Source organism: Saccharothrix sp. BKS2 (assembly GCF_047689505.1).
In the GTDB taxonomy this organism is placed as follows: Bacteria; Actinomycetota; Actinomycetes; order Mycobacteriales; family Pseudonocardiaceae; genus Actinosynnema; species Actinosynnema lopnurensis.
In genome coordinates this window covers 319,562-337,539 of the sequence record NZ_JAUQOL010000005.1, presented here as the reverse complement: position 1 = coordinate 337,539, position 17,978 = coordinate 319,562, and the positions used below count along the sequence as shown (strand labels likewise).

The following is a 17,978-nucleotide window of genomic DNA, read 5'->3' as shown; positions in this document are numbered from 1 at the left end:
CGTTCATGCGCCCCGGTCCTCGATCAGCGGGTACGCGCGCCGCACCGTGACCGCCACCACCGCCGCGATCACCGCCTTCGTCAGGTCGCCCGGTACGTACACGAGCGAACCCACCAGCGCCTTGTCGAAGCCCAGGTCTCCCACCAGCGCCATCCACGGTATGCCGATCAGGTACACCACGAGCACGCCGCCCACCACGTTCCACGCGATGCCGAGCAGCACGGTGTACCGGCGCCAGAAGCGTTCCGTCAGTAGACCGACGACGAACGCGGCAACCGGCCACGACAGGATGAACCCGCCGCTGGGGCCCAGCAGCACGCCCAGTCCGCCGCGTCCTCCCGCCAGCACCGGCAAGCCGACCACGACCAGCAGGACGAACAACAGCAGCGCCGACCCAGCCCGCCTCGAGCCGAGCACGGCTCCGGCGAGCATCACCCCGAGCGTCTGCGCGGTGATCGGTGCCGGCACGAGCGCCACCTCGACCGGCGGGAGCAGTCCCAGCGCCGCGGTCAGCGCCGCGAACAGCGCCACATGAGCGAGATCCTTGGTACGCATCGCACCCCCGCACGTCGTCCGAACTCGGCGCCACTGCCCCTCTGGACCACCCTGACCGCACGGCCCGCGTCGTGCTCCGCCGAACCTGTCCGTGCGGTGAGCCGAGTGCGGGGTGCACGTAACCCATCCTCCGGTGCACCCGTCAGGTTCATCAACGCAAAAAAAGGGCCGCACTTCCGCGATTGAACGTGCCAAGCAGGCCGTTTGGAGTATTAGTGGTTGCTTCGGCATTTCAACTGCGGGTCACTCCAACGGCGCATGTTCCCGTCGGGCGCCTGCCGATATGGTTGCCGGTGCGACGAGGTGGCGTTTTGGGAATCGGTGCCCAGAACGTTGTCGCCCTCGTTATCATTGGCTCCCGGGAACGGTGTCAAGCGTGCCGTCCGGTGCGTCCGCTCAATATCGTGCGTATGCCTCCGAATTCGATTTCAGGAGAAAAAGTGTCTCGTGCGCGACAGGTGCTGGTCATCGCCATGGCGATGGTGCTCAGCGTTCTCTCGGTTTCCGCCAGTGCCGCCGAACCGCAGGTGGAGGAGCAGCAGCAGCTCTCGGCCATCACCGGCAGCTGGTACAACCAACTGGGCTCCGAGATGGTGATCACCGCAGGTCCCGGGGGCACGCTCACCGGGACCTACGAGTCGGCGGTCGGCAACGCGGAGAACACCTACGTGCTGCGCGGTCGCTACGACACCCAGCCGCTGGCCACCGGCGCGGGCACCACGCTCGGCTGGACGGTGACCTACCGCAACAGCTACCGCAACGCGCACTCCACGGCCACGTGGAGCGGCCAGTACTTCGGCGGCGCGCAGGAGCGCATCGTCACGCACTGGTTGCTGACCTCCAGCACCCTGCCCGCGGACGAGTGGAGCGCCACGCGCGTCGGGAAGGACTCCTTCAGCCGGGTCGAGCCGACGCCGGCGCAGGTCGAGCAGGCCAAGGCGCTGGGAGTCGCTTCGCCGATGGGTTTGTGAACGACGTGCCGCCGCGGGGTGCCGAATTCCCCTCGTCGGTGTCCGAATTCCGGCCGGGAAACCGCGGTGGCGATCGCCACCGCGGTTTCCCGGCTGTTGCCCGTACCTTCCGGGCCGGTGATCGGTGGGCCGCTGAACCGGGAGCGCAAGCGGATCGGGAGTTGTCCCTGCGGGGTGCCGGAAGTCGGCTACGCGGTCTGAGATGCGGTCAGGCCGTTGTGGAGTCGTGCTCGTCGATCAGGCCGTCGAGGACCGGTCGGTGGTGTGTTGGGTACGGCCGGGCTCTGAGCTTGACTCTGTCGGTGATCTTGGAGCGATCAGCGTGTCGCGGAGGGTGACCGATCGGTAACTGAGGCTTCAGGGGTCTGTGAAGGTCACAAGGCTCCCGAGGTGGTCAGATGTCGTTACCGGTTGGTTCCCGGTCTGTGGTGGAGGTCCCGGAGCTCACCGCGTGGATGGCACGAGCCAGCAATCCCGGTGGTACGACGGCGATGTGGGTGCGTGACCGTCTCGGCGGTCTGTGGAGCGACGAGGACTTCGCCGACTGTTACTCGCGTAACGGACGCCCCGGGCTCTCACCCGCCCAACTGGCCACGGTGAGCGTGCTGCAGTTCCTGCTGGGCCTGTCCGACCGCGGCGCCTGTGCCGCTCGAAAAGTCATCGTCGCTGGTAGAGCAAGGCGTGTCGCCGTGTTGAGAGCATGTCCGGGTGATCGTGTCCCTGCTGTACAAGATGACCCGGAGGTTGCTGTCCGTCCCGTCGGCCCTGCTGCGCAGCGAGGCGGCGAAGGACGCCGAGCTGCTCGTGCTGCGGCACGAGAATGCGGTCCTTCGTCGGCACCTGACAGGCCCGGTCCGCTATGAACCCGCGGATCGGTTCTGGTTCGCCGCCCTGTCCGGGTTGGTGGATCGTCGGCGGTGGCGGGAGGTCTTCCCTGTCACGGCGGGCACCCTGCTCGCCTGGCACCGCACACTCGTGGTCCGCAAGTGGGACTACTCCGCGCGGCGACCTACCGGACGCCCACCGACCCGAGCGGCGGTCAAGTCGCTCGTGTTGCGCCTCGCCAGGGAGAATCCGAGGTGGGGTCATCGACGGATCCAGGGCGAACTGGCCCGGCTCGGCCACCGCATCGCCCACTCGACGGTCTGGCGGATCCTGCACGATGCGGGCATCGACCCGGCGCCACGCCGGAGCGGCCCGACCTGGCGCGAGTTCCTCACCGCCCAGGCCGAGAGCATCATCGCGGCGGACTTCCTCCACCTCGACACCGTGCTCGGCACACGCCTGTACGCGCTGGTGTTCCTCGAACACGGCACCAGGCGCCTGCACGTCACCGGCGTCACCGCCCACCCCACCCGGGAGTGGACGACACAGCAGGCCGGGAACCTCGCCGCCGACCTCGGACGCCGGATGGAGTCGCTGTGCTTCCTGCTCCGCGACCGTGACGGCAAGTACGGCCAGGCGTTCGACGCCGTCTTCCAAGCCGACGATCTGCGTGTGATCAAGAGTGCGCCGCAGGCACCCCGGATGAACGCCCACTGCGAACGGTCATCGGCACCATCCGACGCGAAGGCCTCGACCACATCCTGATCCTGGGCGAAGCCCATGCACGACAAGTCCTCACGACCTACGAAGACCACTACAACCGACACCGACCCCACCAGACCCGCAACCAACTACCGCCCGAGGCTCAGCACCACCCCACCGCGGTAGACGACCTCGACAACCGCAGACTGCTCCGCACCCGCATCCTCGGCGGCCTCATCAACGAGTACAGACACGCCACTTGACCAGCAGCGATGACTTTCCGAGCGGCACACGGTCACCCCGCCGGCACAGCTCCACGATCTCGGCCTTGAACTCCGGAGTGAACGACCGCCGAGGCCGCCGCTTCCTGCTGCCCATGGACTCCATGATGGGACATCCTTCCGGGGACACGCGTCCCCTGATCTCGGATGTCCGTCAGAACGGGTAGGCCCACACCGGGGAGCGTCCGGGGGTGTTTGGTGACGCCGTGGCCCGGCGGCCACCGGGAGCTCACATCTCCGGGTTTCCCGACTCGACACCAGGACGCGCGATCGGATCGGGACCCGGCGGCGTCGACGGCCAGCAGCGGCACGGCGAATTCCTCCCCACCCCTGCGGCCGACGGGGTTCGGCATCCCCGATGTGCCATGTGGTCGCGGTGTGCGGGTCGAGAACCGGTGCGGTCTTCTGATGGGGTCCGTACCGCTCCGGGAAGTCCGCACATGTCCACGGGAAGCCGATTGCGACGCGCGCTCGTCCTGGGTGCCTCGATCGTCGTGCCTGCGCTGCTGATCGCACCGCAGGCCACCGCGGCCACCACCACCTCCTGCACCAGCGGCACCAGGATGATCAACACCGACGTGGTGACCGGCGTCGGCTGAGCCGCCTTCGTCGACACGGGCGCACGCTACGTCTTCCGGTTCGTGAACTTGAAGATCGACAACTTCATGTTCTCCCCGCCCCTCCCTCGGTACACGAACCGCTCGAACGCCGTGGCCACCTGCGCCACTCACTCGGTGGGGTCCGGCGGAGTCGTCGGCGGCGACTGCACGTTCCAGTACCAGAGCGGGACGGGCGGACGAACCCCGGGCCGCTCACCGCCGATCGGATCGCGCGGGTGCGAGGGCCACGGGTCGGGGCGCCACGCGGATCCGGCAGCCGGTGCGGCAGTGCCCCGTCCGGGTGCAAGGCGCCGCCGCACCGGTTTGCTGTACCGCTCACCCCGAATCGTTCAGGGATCAGCAGTTGACCTCGCGGATGGCGACCGGGGGAAGACCCACCACCGGGTACACCTGGTAGCAGCGACCGGGCGCCGGCGGGTTCGTGGCCTGGTCGATGAGGTATTCCGCGAGCACGCCGCAGACGAGCCCGGGGATCGGGCCGCCGAGCCGCGCGCAGATGACGGCCACCGCGCCCGCTCCGCCCGTCTTCGCCGCGTTGTAGAGGGCCACCGAGGTGGCGTGGCTGAACGTGTAGTTGATCGCCTCGGCCCGGACGTCGTGGGAACCGTCCGGTGCGGGGGACACCGCCGAGGTGGCGGTGTCCTGGGCGGGCTGGGCGGCACGGGCGGTTCCGGGGACCACCGCGACGGTGGCCAGGGCGAGCGTTGCCGCGGTGATGGCGAGTTCGGCTCTCATGGGCATTCCATTTCTTCGTCGTGGGCAGTTGGTCGATCGTCGTTCTGCCGAGTCGACCCGCGACGCCTCGTCCCGCCTGGTCCACGGGGCGCCGCTCGATCGACTTCGCGGCGGCGGTCAGGGGGCGTGCCGTGCGTGCACGGTGAATTTCGATCATGATTTCTCCCCCCGCTGTTGCCGATGGGAACGATGCACGCCCGATCGTGTGAACTTCTGGCAGGTTTTCTGTACTGCGCTGGTCGAGCCGCTGCGTCTGGTTCTCTTGGAGGTGCCCAGGGGGGAGGCGGTACGTGTGGTGGTGCGTTTGTTGGGGGAGGTGTGCGCGGAGTTCGCCGATCGGTCGGTGGATCTGGGGACGCCACGGCAGCGGTGCGTACTGGCGGCGTTGGCGGTCGACGCGGGTCGGGTCGTGCCGGTGGACCGGTTGGTCGAACGGGTGTGGGGCGCGGACGCGCCGCCGCGGTCGCGGTCGACGCTGCACAGCTACATCTCCCGACTGCGGCACGCGCTGGTCGGCGCGGACGGCGTGGCCATCGTGCGCCGCTCGGGTGGCTACGCCCTGATCACCGACACGACCGAACCGGTGGTGGACCTGCACCGGTTCCGCGAGCTGCGCGCCCGCGCCCGCGGCGATGACGGCCACGTGGTGCGGGCCCTGACCGAGGCGCTGGCGCTGTGGCGGGGGAAGGCGCTGACCGGCGTGGGCGGGGAGTGGGCGCAGGCCGAGCGCGACCGGCTCGACCAGGAACGACTGACTGCGCAGCACGACCTCGCCGACGCCGTGCTGCGCGCCGGGGACGGCCGGGAGTTGGTGGCCGAGCTGGCCGCGCGGGCCGCACGGCACCCGTTGGACGAGCGGGTCGCGGGTCAGTACCTGCTGGCCCTGCACCAGGCCGGACGCACCAACGACGCCCTGGAGCACCACCGGCAGGTCCGTGCGCGGTTGATCGAGGAGTTGGGCACCGAACCCGGCACCATCCTCCAGGACGCCCACCGGCAGGTCCTCACCGCCGACGCTCCTCCCACCGGCACGAGTCGTGGCGCGGGGCCCCGGCCGGTGGTACCCCGCCAACTGCGTGCCGGGCCCCTGGTGTTCGCCGGCCGCCACGACGAACTGCACCGCCTGGACGACCTGGTGGACGCCGCGAGGTCGGGCGGCACGATGGTGATCTCGGCCATCACCGGCGCGGGCGGGTTCGGCAAGACCTGGCTGGCCTTGAGGTGGGCACACCGTCGCCTCGCCCGGTTCCCCGACGGCCAGCTGTTCGTGGACCTGCGCGGCTTCGACCCGGACAGCGCGCCGATGACGCCGACCGCGGTGCTGCGGGGCTTCCTCACCGCCCTCGGCGTCGCACCGGGGGCGGTCCCGTCCGACGTGCACGCCCGATCCGCGCTGTTCCGCAGCCTGACCGCAGACAAGCGGGTGCTCGTGGTGCTGGACAACGCCGCCGACACCGATCAGGTCGTCCCGCTCCTGCCCGGCGGCGAGGCTTGCACGGTCGTGGTGACCAGCCGCAACCAGCTGACCGGCTTGGTCACCGGCCACGGTGCCCACCGCCTGCCACTGGACGGGCTGTCCGACGACGAGGCGCGCGAGCTGCTGGCCGCCCGGCTCGGTGCGCCGCAGGTCGCCGCCCAGGACGCGGCGGTCGACGAACTGATCGGCCTGTGCGGTGGGGTGCCGCTGGCGTTGAGCGTGATCGCCGCCCGCTCGCGGGTACCGCTGTCCGTCACGGTCGCCGAGCTGCGGGAATCCGGACTGGCCGCGCTGGACGACGACGACCCGTCGGCCAGCCTGCGAGCCGTGCTGTCCTGGTCGTTGCGCGCGCTCGCCGAGGAGCACACCGCCGCGCTCGCGTTGCTGGCCGTCGCACCCGGCCCGGACATCGGCCTGCCGGCCGCGGCCAACCTGACCGGCCTGCCGCCCACCGCCGCCCGGGCCGTGCTGCGGAGCCTGGAACAGGCGTCGCTGCTCGATCGCGACGCGCACGGCCGCTACCGGATGCACGACCTGATCCGCGCCTACGCCACCGACACCGCGCGGCGACTACCCGGCGGCGTGCGGGACGCGGCGCTGCGGCGCGTGATCGACTTCTACGCCCACACCGCCCACACCGCCGACCTGCTGCTGGACGTGCACCACAGGCCCGTCGGGCTCGCTCCGCCCACCTCGGTCGCGCACCCCCACCCCCTGCCCGACGCCGCGGCGGCAACGGCCTGGTTCGACGCCGAACGCACCACCCTGCTCGAAGCCCAGCACCTCGCGGCCCTCCAGCGCGATCACCGCACCGTGTGGTGGCTGGCCATGTCCACCAACACCTTCCACCACCGACGGGGTCACCGCCACGACCGCCGCGCCACGTGGCAGGCCGCCGCGCACGCCGCGGCACACCTGCCCGACTCCATCTCCCGCATCATCGCCCACCAACAGCTGGGTGGTGCCTGTGCCGCCCTGGGGCTGACCGAGGACGCGGTCGGGCAGCTGGACCGCGCCATCGCCCTCGCCGAAGAGCACGGCGACCCCTACCAGCAGGCCCACGCCCACCAGGCGCTCGCCCGGGTGCGGGGTGGGCGCGACGACCGCGAGGCCCTGGACCACGCCACCCACGCGCTGCGCCTGCTCCTCGGCCTCGACGCACCGCTGTGCCAGGCCCACGCGCACAACGCGGTGGGCTGGTACACCGCCCGACTGGGGGACTGCGACACCGCCCGCGACCACTTCCGCACAGCCTTGGCCCTGCACCGGCAACACCGCAACGCCACCGGCGAGGCGAACACCCTCGACAGCCTCGGCTACATCGAGCACAACACCGGCAACCACCACCTGGCGATCCACCACTACCGCCAGGCCCTCGTCCTGCGCCGCGCCCTCGGCAACGTCTACGACGCCGCCAGCACCCTCGAACACCTCGGCCACCCGTACGCGGCGCTCGGCCGACACGACCACGCCCGCACCGCATGGCGCACGGCACTGGAGCTGTACCGGCAACAGGGACGCAACGACGACGCCGAACAACTGCAGGGGCAACTCGACCGCTCATCCACGTCAACGACGACCAACCCACCGGATCCGCAGAGCTGACCGCCTGACCGCTCCGAGGCGGAGGGGCTGGAGGACGACGTCCCACGCGGCGAGCCCAGCGAGTCGTCGGAGCAGGTCGGCGCTGTGGCTGAACCGGGAGCGCAAGCGGATCGGGAGTTGTCCCTGCGGGGTGCCGGAAGTCGGATACGCGGTCTGAACTGCGGTCAGGCCGCTGTGGAGTCGTGCTCGTCGATCAGGCCGCAGAGGACCGGTCGGTGGTGTGTTGGGGTATGGCCCGGCTCTGCGATCGGGTGTTCGGGTCGTGGTGGTGCGAGCTGGAGCGCCCGGTGGGTCGGTGGTGGTTGCGGCAGGCCGCGTGGTGTTCCGGCACCGCCCGCGAATGGTGTTCGTCGAGGGTGCGGCGAATCCCTCGATCGTCGGGCCGGCCGGCGCCGTCTCCTCCGGGTTCGCCCGTCGGGGCGGTCACATCCGGCACACCCCGACACCCGACCCGGCAAGGCCCTACCGGTGGGCCGGGGGAGCGGGGTGGATGAGGGGGCGGACCGAGTCGCGGATGACGATGTGGGTGCCGAGCATGACGTGCTCGGCGGTCCGGGACTTGTCGCGTGCGCGTTGCAGGGCCATGCGCACGGCGGTGCGACCCAGTTCCTCGTGCGGCACGTGGACGGTGGTGAGGTCGATGTCGGCGGAGGGGGGCAGGTCGTCGAAGCCGACCAGGGAGATGTCGTCGGGGATGCGCAGCCCGTGCTCGCGCAGTGCCTGGCGGGCGCCGGCGGCGATGAGGTCGTTGCCGGCGAAGACGGCGGTGAAGTCGCGTGGCCCGGTGGCCAGCCGTTCGCGGATCATCCGGTAGCCCTCGCCGCGTTCCATGGTGCCCTCGACCTCCAGGTCGGGGTCGTGGGGCACGTGGTGGTCGGCCAGGGCCTTGCGGTAGCCGGCGATGCGGCTCTCGGGGGTGGTGTAGTTGTCGCGGCGGCCGAGGAACAGGATGCGCCGGTGGCCTGCCGAGAGCAGGTGGCTGGTGATGGCGTGGGCGCCGCCGGTGTTGTCGTACTCCACGACGAGGGCGGGCACGTCGGGGCCCAGCGCCGGGCGTCCGCACAGGACCAGCTGCGAGCCGGCGAGCGCCAGGGCGCGGGCGTAGTCCGCCATGCGCTCCCGGTACGCCTCGTCGGCCACGACGTTGCCGACGAGGATCACGCACTCGGCGTGCTCCTCGCGCATGAGCTGGACCGTGGCGAGTTCGCGTTCCGGGTCGCCGCCGGTGGTCCCGACGATGCACAGCTTGCCCTCGACCGCGGCCTGGGTCTGCACGCCCTGCGCGACGTGGGCGTAGTGGGGCGAGATGACGGAGTTGACGATGATGGCGACGCTGCGGCTGCTCGCACCGGCCAGGCCGCGGGCGTTGGCGTTGGCCACGTAGTCGAGTTCGCGGACCGCCCGCATGACCTTGGTGCGGGTGGCGGGGGCGCTGGGGTAGGTGCCGGAGAGGATGCGCGACACCGTGGCGACGGAGACGCCCGCGTGCGCGGCCACGTCGCGGATCGTGGTGGGCCGCGGCCCACCGTTGTCGGCCGCCGCGCGCCGGACCATGTCGCCCCCTGCTGCTGAAACCTCGTGGTAAACCGCTTACACGCGATGTTTCCGGCTGGGTGTCGCACTGTCAAATCACCGCAGGTGGTGCGGGCAGGGCGGGTGCTCCCACGGTTGATCGTCCCCTCTCCGCGCGAAGGTAACCGCATCCTGATGAGGTCGGGGAGTGTTGACACGAAACAGTGGACGTGCTGCGATCGAGGACGTGTAAACGGTTGAACTAGAGGCCGTCTCGCCGGCGCAACGCCCACTCTCGCGGAGCCCTCATGTCGATGATCTCCCGGCGCAACCTCCTGCTCGGCGCGACGGCGGTCGGCGCGGCCGGACAGCTCGTCCACCCCGCGGGTCGGGCGCGCGCGGAACCCGCTGCGGGCACGCGGGCGGTCCGGGTGAGCGGCCTGCCCGAGGACGGCGTCCAGCTCAGGTGGTTGGAAGGCGGCGCGCCGGGGCGGTTGGCCGCAGGCTGCACGTGGGGTGTGCCGTGGCCCCGGGGCGCGGTGCCGGTGGACCAGGCGTTCGCACTGCGGACCGCCGCGGGGCAGCAGGTGCCGGTGCAGTCGTGGGCGACCGGGTACTGGCCGGACGGGTCGTTGAAGTGGACCGCGCACGCCATCGGGGCAGAGGTGCCGGCGGCCGAGCAGTACGTGCTCACGGGAGGGCGGCCCGCGGCGCCCGCGACGGCCCTGACCGTCGAGGACGGTCGTGACGAGGTCGAGGTGGGCACCGGCGCCATCCGGTGCCACATCCCCAAGCGGGGCGACCGGCTGGTGCGCAGCATCGTCCGGGGCGGCCGGGAGGTCGCCCGGCAGGGCAGGTTGGTGTGCCTGCGGCAGGGCGAGGCGGGGGACGACGAGGGCGGCTCGGTGAAGTCGGAGCGGTTCACCGGCCGCACGGAGAGGGTGACGGTCGAGCAGTCGGGCCCGGTCCGCGCGGTGGTGAAGGTCGAGGGCAGGCACCGGCACGGTGGGCGGTCCTGGCTGCCGTTCACCGTGCGCCTGTACTTCTACGCCGGCAGCGACGGCATCCGCGCCGTGCACACGTTCGTGTTCGACGGCGACGAGGAGGAGGACTTCATCCGCGGCCTGGGCATCCGGTTCGAGGTGCCGATGCGCGACGAGCCGCACGACCGGCACGTGCGCTTCGCCGGCCCCGGCGACGGCGTGCTGTCGGAAGCGGTGCGCGGCATCACGGGCCTGCGCCGCGACCCCGGCGCGGCGGTCCGCCGGGCGCAGGTGGCGGGGCAGGCCACCCCGCCCACCGCGACCTGGGACACCCGGGTCAGTTCGCGGCTGCACCTCGTCCCGGCCTTCGGGGACTACTCGCTGCGCCAGCTGTCCGCCGACGGCTTCCAGATCCGCAAGCGGACCGAGGCCGGGCACGCGTGGATCCCGGTCGACGCCGGCGGCCGGGCGGGCGGGCTCGGGTACGTCGGCGGGCCCACCGGCGGGTTCGCCTTCGGGATGCGCGACTTCTGGCAGCTGCACCCCACCCAGCTCGACATCCGCGGCGCGGCCGGGGACGCCGCCGAGGTGACGGTGTGGTTGTGGTCGCCCGAGGCCGGGGCGATGGACCTGCGCTTCTACCACGACGGCATGGGGCAGGACACCTACCCGGAGCAGTTGGAGGGCCTGGAGATCACCTACGAGGACTACGAGCCGGGTTTCGGCACGCCGTACGGGATCGCGCGCACGACCGAGCTGGTGTTCTGGGCGCTGGACTCGACGCCGGCCGCCGCGCGGGTGGCGGAGCTGGCCGAGGCGGTGCGGACGCCGCCGTTGGTCGTCGCGTCGCCGGCGCACCTGCACGCGGCCGGGGTGTTCGGCGACTGGTCGCCGGTGGACCGCTCGACCCCGGCGAAGGCGCGCGTCGAGGACCGCCTGGACTTCCTGTTCGACCACCACAGGGGGCAGGTGGAGCAGCGGTCCTGGTACGGGTTCTGGGACTACGGCGACGTCATGCACAGCTACGACCCCGACCGGCACGTGTGGCGCTACGACGTCGGCGGCTACGCCTGGGCCAACTCCGAGCTCTCCCCCGACCTGTGGCTGTGGTACCACTACCTGCGGACCGGCCGGGCCGAGGCGTTCCGCTTCGCCGAGGCGATGACCCGCCACACCGGCGAGGTCGACGTCTACCACCTGGGCGAGTGGCGCGACCTCGGGACGCGGCACGGCGTGCAGCACTGGGCCGACAGCGCCAAGCAGCTGCGGATCAGCACCGCGGGCTACCGGCGCTTCCACTACTTCCTCACCGCCGACGAGCGCACCGGCGACCTGATGCGCGACCTCGTCGACTCGGACAAGACGTTCTTGGCGCTGGACCCCCTGCGCAAGATCCGCACCGAGCCGTACGAGCCGGACCCGCACGCGCTGGCCGTGAGCACCGGCACGGACTGGAGCGGCCTCGCGATGGCGTGGCTGACCGAGTGGGAGCGCGGCGGTGACCCGGTCGCCCGCGAGAAGCTGCTCAACGGCATGCGCACCATCGCCGCGATGCCCAACGGGTTCGCGCAGGGCAGCGGCCTGTACGACCTGGACAACGGCGAGTTCGCGCCCGCTCAGCCCGCAGTGAGCGTCGGTTCCCTGGGATCGGTGTTCGGCCTGGTCGAGGTGTGCGGCGAACTCATCGACCTGACCGGCGACGAGGCGTTCACCAGGGCGTGGCTCCAGTACTGCCGCCTCTACAACGGCACCGCCGCCGAGCAGCAGGCGGAGACGGGCCAGGCGTGGGGCAGCCTCAACCTGCGCCAGGCCCACTCCCGGCTCACCGCCTACGCCGCCGCCAAGCTCGACGACGCCGCCCTGGCCGCACGTGCGTGGCAGGAGTTCGACACCGGCCACGCCGGCTATCCGGCGACCCGGGAGTTCACGTCGGTGCGGGTGGAGGGCCCGGCCGTGCTCAAGCCGGTCGACGAGGCGGCCTTCGTCTCCACCAACGCCAGCTCCCAGTACGGCCTGGCGGCCATCCAGTGCCTGGCCCTGGTGGGACATCACCTCCCCGCGTGACCCTCGCACAGGAAGCGAACCACGTCATGGATGCCTCCGCGTTGGCCTTGCCGCCGCCAGATCCGCAACGGTCACCGCGCACCGGGTGGACCCGGGCGCACTGGGAGGCGGTCGCGGACCACCTGCTGGCGTCGGTGGCGCCGTACGCGACGGCCGACTTCGCCCAGTACCGGCTGCCCGGCAGGCCGAGCCGGGCGGGGGAGGTCAGCGACGGGCTGGAGGGCTTCGCCCGGACGTTCCTGCTCGCCGCGTTCCGGATCGCGGGCGCGGGCGGCGACGTGCCGCCCGCCCTGCTGGAGCGGTACGCGCGCGGCCTGGTCGCCGGCACCGACCCGGCGCACCCGTACGCGTGGCCCGCCCTGGTCGACATGTCCCAGCAGCTCGTGGAGGCCGCCTCGGTGGCGCTGGCGCTGCACGAGACCCGCCCGTGGCTGTTCGACCTGCTGTCGTCCGCCGAGCGGGAGCGGGTGGTGGCGTGGCTGGCCGGGTTCACCGGCAAGCGCACGCCGGAGAACAACTGGGTGCTGTTCCGGGTGGTCGTGGCGCAGTTCCTGGCCGAGGTCGGCGGCCCGCACGAGCCGGACGAGATCACCGGCGGGCTGGAGCGGATCGAGGACTGGTACCTCGGGGACGGCTGGTACTCCGACGGCAGGGGCAAGAACTTCGACCACTACTGCGGCTGGGCGCTGCACCTCTACCCGTCGCTGTGGGCGAGGATGGCCGGCGACACCACCCGCCAGGAGCTGTACGCGTCACGGCTGAGCCGATTCCTGGAGCAGTACCAGCACTTCTTCGCCGCCGACGGCGCACCGGTGCACCAAGGGCGGTCCCTGACCTACCGGTTCGCCACCGTGGCGCCGTTGTGGCTGGGCGCGTTGACCGGCGCGTCACCCCTGCCGCCCGGCCGCACCCGGCGCATCGCCAGCGGCGTGCTGCGCCACTTCGCCGAGCACGGCGTGCCGGACGAACGGGGGCTGCTCACCCTGGGCTGGTACGAGCCGTTCCTGCCGACCGTCCAGGACTACTCGGGGCCGGCGTCGCCGTACTGGGCGAGCAAGGCATTCCTGGGCCTGCTGGTTCCGCCCGACCACCCGGTGTGGGCCGACCAGGAGGAATCGGCGCCGGTGGACCTGGCGGACCAGGCGGTGTCCCTGCCCGCACCCGGCTGGCTGCTGCACGCCACCCGCTCGGACGGCGTGGTGCGCCTGGTCAACCACGGCAGCGACCGCGACCGCGTCCCGCCCCCGGACGGTGTGCCGGACCCGCACTACCTCAAGTTCGCCTACACCACCCACACCGGGCCGGAATTCGGTGGAGCGGCGTCGGGGGTGGACAACCACCTCGCCGTCATCGCACCCGACGGCACGGCCTCCGCGCGCCGGCGCATCGAACCCCTGGCGGTGGGCTACCGGTTTGCCGCCTCGGCCTACCGGGACGGCGACGTCCACGTGCTCACGGCCTCGATCGTCCACGGCGCGGCGGAGATCAGGATCCACCAGGTCAACGCACCGGCGGGGCACCGGGTGCAGGACGGCGGCCACGCTGTCGCCGGACCTGTCCCGCTCGATCTGCGTGAAGGCGGCGACGTGGCGCTGGCACGGCGTCCGGACGGGCTGACCAGCGCCGTGCGCGCCCTGCACGGCTACACCGGTGCGGGGGTGCTGACGGCCGAGGGAACCAATGCTTTCGGCCCCTGCTCGGCCACGCCGTACGTGATCGCCGACGGCCACGGCGGGGGAGCCGCGATCTACGTCAGCCTCGTGCAGCTCGGCGTGATGGTCGACGAGCCACCCGCGGTCGGCGCCCGGGTCCAGGGCGACGTGGTCGTCCTGGAACTGCCGGATGCGCGGATGGCGACGGTTCGACTGGACGGTGTGCCGACGTGCGAATGGGCGTTTCAGGGGCGGTAGCGCCCCTGAAACGCCCCGGTTCACTGGTTCGCCGCGTGCTCCTTGGCCAGTTCCTCGGCGACCTGGTCGCCGCCGGCCTGCTGCCACTGGGCGACGACGCCCTTCCAGGCCGACGGCGGCTTGCGGCCGAAGGTGATCGCCGCGATCCCGTCGCCGATGATCTGCGAGAGCTGCGCGCCCTTGCCCGCCTCGGTGGCGGAGCGGAGTCCGGTGGCGGGGTTGCGCACGCTGCGGGGCAGGGTGGCCTTCTGCCAGTCGTGGACGGCCTTGGCGGTCTCCGGGTAGCCGGGCAGGTAGAGCACGGCGGGCGCGGTGCCGACGTACTTGGTCGGCAGCAGGGAGTTGTTCTCCTGGCCGTACAGGTCGGTGGTCCTGATGCCGCCGGCGTCCTTGGTGAAGTGCTCGCCCTCCACCCCGTAGTTGGCCAGCTCGTGCTCCGCGGTGCCGAAGGGCGCGCTGAAGTAGTCGCAGACGCGCAGCAGGAGCCTGATCCGGGCGGGGTCGGCCTTCTTGAACGTGACGTGGCCGAAGACGCCCGGACCCCGCCAGGGCGTGGCCTGCGGCCCGTACGGGCGGCCGAGGTCGAGCGCGAACCGGTTGTCGACCTTGTTCAGGGTGGCCAGGCTCACCGAGCCGAACCCGTCGTTCATCGAGGCGACGGTGCCGTTGTGGAAGTGGCTCTGCATGTCGGTGGAGCTGACGGTGAGGCTGTCGGGGTAGTGCGCGCCCGCCTCGACCAGTTTGCGCATGACCTCCAGGGCCTGCTCGAACTGGGGTGTGGTGAGGGTGGAGGTGAACGTGTCGCCGTCGACCGACCAGGTGTTGGGCGCGCCGAGCGAGCCGGCGTGGTAGGTGATGCCGCCCAGCCCGCCGAACAGCGTCTTGAACCAGCCCACCCCCCACCTGCGGTCGCCGGTCAGCTCCCTCATCGCGTCGAGGTACTGCTCGGTCGTCCAGTCCTTCGGGATGCCGGCCGCGTCCATTGCCGTGCGGTTGACGAACAGGCTGTTGGCGGGCACCGGCCGTTCCAGCGGGATGCCGTGGAGCTTGCCGCCGATGCGGCCCATGCCCTTCCAGGCGTAGGTGGGGATGTTGGCCAGGTTCGGGAACTCCTTGACCGCGTCACCGCCGACGAACCCCGACAGGTCCGCGCAGCGGGCCTGGACGAACTCGGCCGCGTGCGGCAGGGCCAGGTTCGTGAACATGATCATGTCCGGCAGGTCGCCGCCGGACGCCATCAAGGTGGCCATCTTCTGCCCGTACTCGGGGTCGGGCACGACGGTGACCTTGAGGTTGACCCCCAGCGCGGCGTTGACCGCCTGCCAGTACCGGTTGTCCTCGACCGGTTTGGGCGGTGCGCCGTAGGACACGACCACCACCGTGACGTCCGAGCCGTCACCCACGGGGTTGTGCACCGACCGCACGACCTCGTCGGGGTAGTTCAGGAACAGCGGTTGCACACCGGAGTCGTCCCCGGGGGCGTCGGGGGTCGGACCGGAGAACGGCACGTGGGTCGGCCACGGGGCCAGGTCCTTGCCCGCGTTGGAGACGCCGTCCCCCGACGAGCCGGCCCCGCACGCCGAGAGCAGGGGCGGGAAGGCCAGGCCGAGCGCGCCGACGCCCGCCAGCCGCAGCAGGGAGCGGCGGTCGGTGCGGTGGTCCATGTCGAGGTTCCTCTCCCGGCATCGTGCTGGAAGGAGCGGGGGCGTTCACGCCTTCACGGCTCCGGTGACGACACCCTTGACGAAGTAGCGCTGCACGAAGGGGTACACGCACACGATGGGCAGCGTCGCGAGCATGACGACGGCCATCTGCACGGACTGGGGCGAGGCGGTGGCCAGTTCCCCGGAGGTCTCGGCGAGGGAGGCGCCGCCGGTGACGTACTGGCGCAGCACCGTGCCGATGGGCCACTTGGTCTGGTCGTTGAAGTAGATGATCGCCTCGAAGAAGCGGTTCCAGTACGCGACCGCGTAGAACAGGCCGATCACCGCGATGACCGCCTTGGACAGCGGCAGCACGACCTGGCGCAGGATGCCCAGCTCACCGGCTCCGTCGATGCGCGCGGCGTCGATCAGCTCCGGCGGGATCGACTGGAAGAAGCCGCGCATGACGACCAGGTTGAACACGTTGACCAGGAAGGGCAGGACCAGCGCGGCGTAGGAGTCGAACAGCCCGGTGCCCTGCACGACCAGGAACAGCGGCACCATCCCGGGCGGGAACAGGAAGGTGAACAGCACCAGCAGCAGCATGGGTTTGCCGCCGTAGACCTTCGGCCTGCTCAGCGTGTAGGCCAGACCGATGGTGCACAGCAGGCTCAGCGCCGTGCCGACCACGGTGACGCCCGAGCTGACCAGCAGCGCGCGGGTGATGATCCCGCCCTGGAGGATGTCGGTGTACGCGTCGAACGAGAACTCGTCCGGCCACACCACCCAACCGCCGTTGTCGATGACGTCCTGCGGACTGGCCAGGCTCGTCGCCAGCACCGTCCACAGCGGGAAGACCACCAGCGCGACCACCACGGTCAACGCCACGGCCTTGGCGGCGCGCACGGCGGGGGTCGGGCGGCCCATCCAGGCGGGGGTGTTCGCTCTGCTCATCGGTGGTAGACCCCCTGTTCGCCGAGTCGGTGTGCCACCTTGTTGGCGGTGTAGACGAGCACCACGCCGATCACGCCCTTGAACAACCCGATCGCCGCGGCGTAGCCGAAGTCGCCGCCGGCGAAGCCGGTGAAGTAGACGAACGTCTCCAGCACCTCGCCCGCCTCGGGGCCCACCGATTGGCGCTGGAGGAAGAACTGCTCGAACCCGATGGACAGGAACTCTCCCAGCCGCAGCACCAGCAGCAGCACGATGACCGGCCGGATCGCGGGCAGCGTGACGTGCCACAGCCGACGCCACCAGCCCGCGCCGTCCAGCGCAGCGGCCTCGTACTGCTGCTCGTCCACCTGGGACAGCGCGGCCAGGAAGATGATCGTGGCCCAGCCGCACTCCTTCCACACCAGCTGCGCGACCACCAGCGGCCCGTAGGCATCGGGGTTGCCGATGATCGCGACACCGCTGAAGCCCAGCGACGACAACCAGCCGTTCACCACGCCCGCGCCGCCCAGCACCTGCTGGAACAGCGCCACGACGATCACCCACGACAGGAAGTGCGGCAGGTAGACCACGCTCTGCACGAACCGCCGCAGGGTGTCGCCCACGACGCTGTTGAGCAGCAGCGCCAGGGCCAGCGGCGCGGGGAAGAAGAACACCAGCTGCAACACCGCGATGAACAGGGTGTTCCCGACCGCGTTCCAGAAGGCCGGGTCGCCGAACATGCGCTCGAAGTGCGCCAGGCCCACCCACTCGCTGCCGCCGAGGCCGAGGAACGGGACGTAGTCCTGGAAGGCCAGCACGTTGCCGAACAGCGCGCCGTAGTGGAAGACCAGGAAATACGCCAACCCGGGTAACGCGACGGCCAGCAGCACCCGGTCCGCCCGGGTGCGGCGGAGGCGACCGGTGCGAGCGCCGGCGTGCTCCGACCGGTCGGGTGCCTCCTCGCCCGGAGGTTCGGTACCGCCGTCACCGCCTCGGACCCGCGTCATGCTCACAGCGAACGCCTCTCTCGCGGGCAAGGCCGATACAGAGCGTTCACAAAGTAAACCGCTTACATAGGCTCGTCAACAGCCCTCCCGTTCCGCCGCGCGCCCCAGTCCCTCGCACGTATCAGGTGCATTTCGGGAAGACATCGTTGTCGGCG

The 17,978-nt window shown here is 71.1% G+C and carries 12 protein-coding genes; 6 read left to right on the top strand and 6 right to left on the bottom strand.

The features are described from left to right. Positions 1-3: 3 nt before the first annotated feature. Entirely contained in the window at positions 4-531 is a 528-nt protein-coding gene (locus tag Q5530_RS12650; RefSeq protein ID WP_415362373.1) for a biotin transporter BioY, read from the bottom strand. 464 nt (positions 532-995) lie between these two features. Here Q5530_RS12650 and Q5530_RS12645 point away from each other — a divergent pair, with 464 nt between their 5' ends. The 3 genes from Q5530_RS12645 to Q5530_RS12635 all read left to right on the top strand — a co-directional run bounded on the left by Q5530_RS12645 (position 996) and on the right by Q5530_RS12635 (position 3,316). Continuing rightward, the gene (locus Q5530_RS12645) at positions 996-1,526 is read left to right on the top strand and encodes an avidin/streptavidin family protein (protein WP_415362372.1); all 531 of its coding nucleotides are present in this window, start codon (positions 996-998) and stop codon (positions 1,524-1,526) included. A 708-nt stretch (positions 1,527-2,234) separates the two neighbouring features. Continuing rightward, positions 2,235-3,116, top strand: coding sequence for a helix-turn-helix domain-containing protein (locus Q5530_RS12640; RefSeq protein ID WP_415362371.1), 882 nt, complete (start codon positions 2,235-2,237; stop codon positions 3,114-3,116). Then, entirely contained in the window at positions 3,065-3,316 is a 252-nt protein-coding gene (locus tag Q5530_RS12635) for an integrase core domain-containing protein (protein WP_415362539.1), read from the top strand. Before Q5530_RS12640 ends, Q5530_RS12635 begins: the two co-directional genes overlap by 52 nt. 974 nt (positions 3,317-4,290) lie before the next feature. Here Q5530_RS12635 and Q5530_RS12630 read toward each other — a convergent pair. Then, positions 4,291-4,689: a hypothetical protein gene (locus tag Q5530_RS12630; protein ID WP_415362370.1), complete on the bottom strand. Its 399-nt coding sequence runs from the start codon at positions 4,687-4,689 to the stop codon at positions 4,291-4,293. Positions 4,690-4,987: 298 nt separating this feature from the next. Between Q5530_RS12630 and Q5530_RS12625 the strand changes: the two genes are divergently transcribed. Beyond that, a complete protein-coding gene (locus Q5530_RS12625) occupies positions 4,988-7,771 on the top strand; it encodes a BTAD domain-containing putative transcriptional regulator (RefSeq protein WP_415362369.1) in 2,784 nt (927 codons plus the stop codon). Between the two features lie 462 nt (positions 7,772-8,233). Here the strand turns inward: Q5530_RS12625 and Q5530_RS12620 are convergent, their stop codons facing one another. Continuing rightward, the gene (locus tag Q5530_RS12620; protein ID WP_415362368.1) at positions 8,234-9,325 is read right to left on the bottom strand and encodes a LacI family DNA-binding transcriptional regulator; all 1,092 of its coding nucleotides are present in this window, start codon (positions 9,323-9,325) and stop codon (positions 8,234-8,236) included. A 266-nt stretch (positions 9,326-9,591) separates the two neighbouring features. Between Q5530_RS12620 and Q5530_RS12615 the strand changes: the two genes are divergently transcribed. Beyond that, positions 9,592-12,330, top strand: coding sequence for a Tat pathway signal sequence domain protein (locus tag Q5530_RS12615; protein ID WP_415362367.1), 2,739 nt, complete (start codon positions 9,592-9,594; stop codon positions 12,328-12,330). After that, positions 12,327-14,240: a DUF2264 domain-containing protein gene (locus Q5530_RS12610; protein ID WP_415362366.1), complete on the top strand. Its 1,914-nt coding sequence runs from the start codon at positions 12,327-12,329 to the stop codon at positions 14,238-14,240. The genes Q5530_RS12615 and Q5530_RS12610 overlap by 4 nt, the downstream gene beginning before the upstream one ends. Before the next feature lie 20 nt (positions 14,241-14,260). Here the strand turns inward: Q5530_RS12610 and Q5530_RS12605 are convergent, their stop codons facing one another. From Q5530_RS12605 to Q5530_RS12595, 3 genes are read right to left on the bottom strand one after another with little or no spacing between them, the layout of a single operon-like run. Further along, a complete protein-coding gene (locus Q5530_RS12605; protein ID WP_415362365.1) occupies positions 14,261-15,904 on the bottom strand; it encodes an extracellular solute-binding protein in 1,644 nt (547 codons plus the stop codon). Positions 15,905-15,949: 45 nt separating this feature from the next. Beyond that, positions 15,950-16,837, bottom strand: coding sequence for a carbohydrate ABC transporter permease (locus Q5530_RS12600; protein ID WP_415362364.1), 888 nt, complete (start codon positions 16,835-16,837; stop codon positions 15,950-15,952). Next, entirely contained in the window at positions 16,834-17,823 is a 990-nt protein-coding gene (locus Q5530_RS12595) for an ABC transporter permease (protein WP_415362363.1), read from the bottom strand. Before Q5530_RS12595 ends, Q5530_RS12600 begins: the two co-directional genes overlap by 4 nt. Positions 17,824-17,978 lie beyond the last annotated feature (155 nt).

What these genes read in the sequence shown, in the direction of transcription:
- Q5530_RS12595 (WP_415362363.1), bottom strand. Translation starts at nt 17,823, where the DNA reads ATGACGCGGGTCCGAGGCGGTGACGGCGGTACCGAACCTCCGGGCGAG.
- Q5530_RS12630 (WP_415362370.1), bottom strand. Translation starts at nt 4,689, where the DNA reads ATGAGAGCCGAACTCGCCATCACCGCGGCAACGCTCGCCCTGGCCACC.
- Q5530_RS12620 (WP_415362368.1), bottom strand. Translation starts at nt 9,325, where the DNA reads ATGGTCCGGCGCGCGGCGGCCGACAACGGTGGGCCGCGGCCCACCACG.
- Q5530_RS12600 (WP_415362364.1), bottom strand. Translation starts at nt 16,837, where the DNA reads ATGAGCAGAGCGAACACCCCCGCCTGGATGGGCCGCCCGACCCCCGCC.
- Q5530_RS12605 (WP_415362365.1), bottom strand. Translation starts at nt 15,904, where the DNA reads ATGGACCACCGCACCGACCGCCGCTCCCTGCTGCGGCTGGCGGGCGTC.
- Q5530_RS12615 (WP_415362367.1), top strand. Translation starts at nt 9,592, where the DNA reads ATGTCGATGATCTCCCGGCGCAACCTCCTGCTCGGCGCGACGGCGGTC.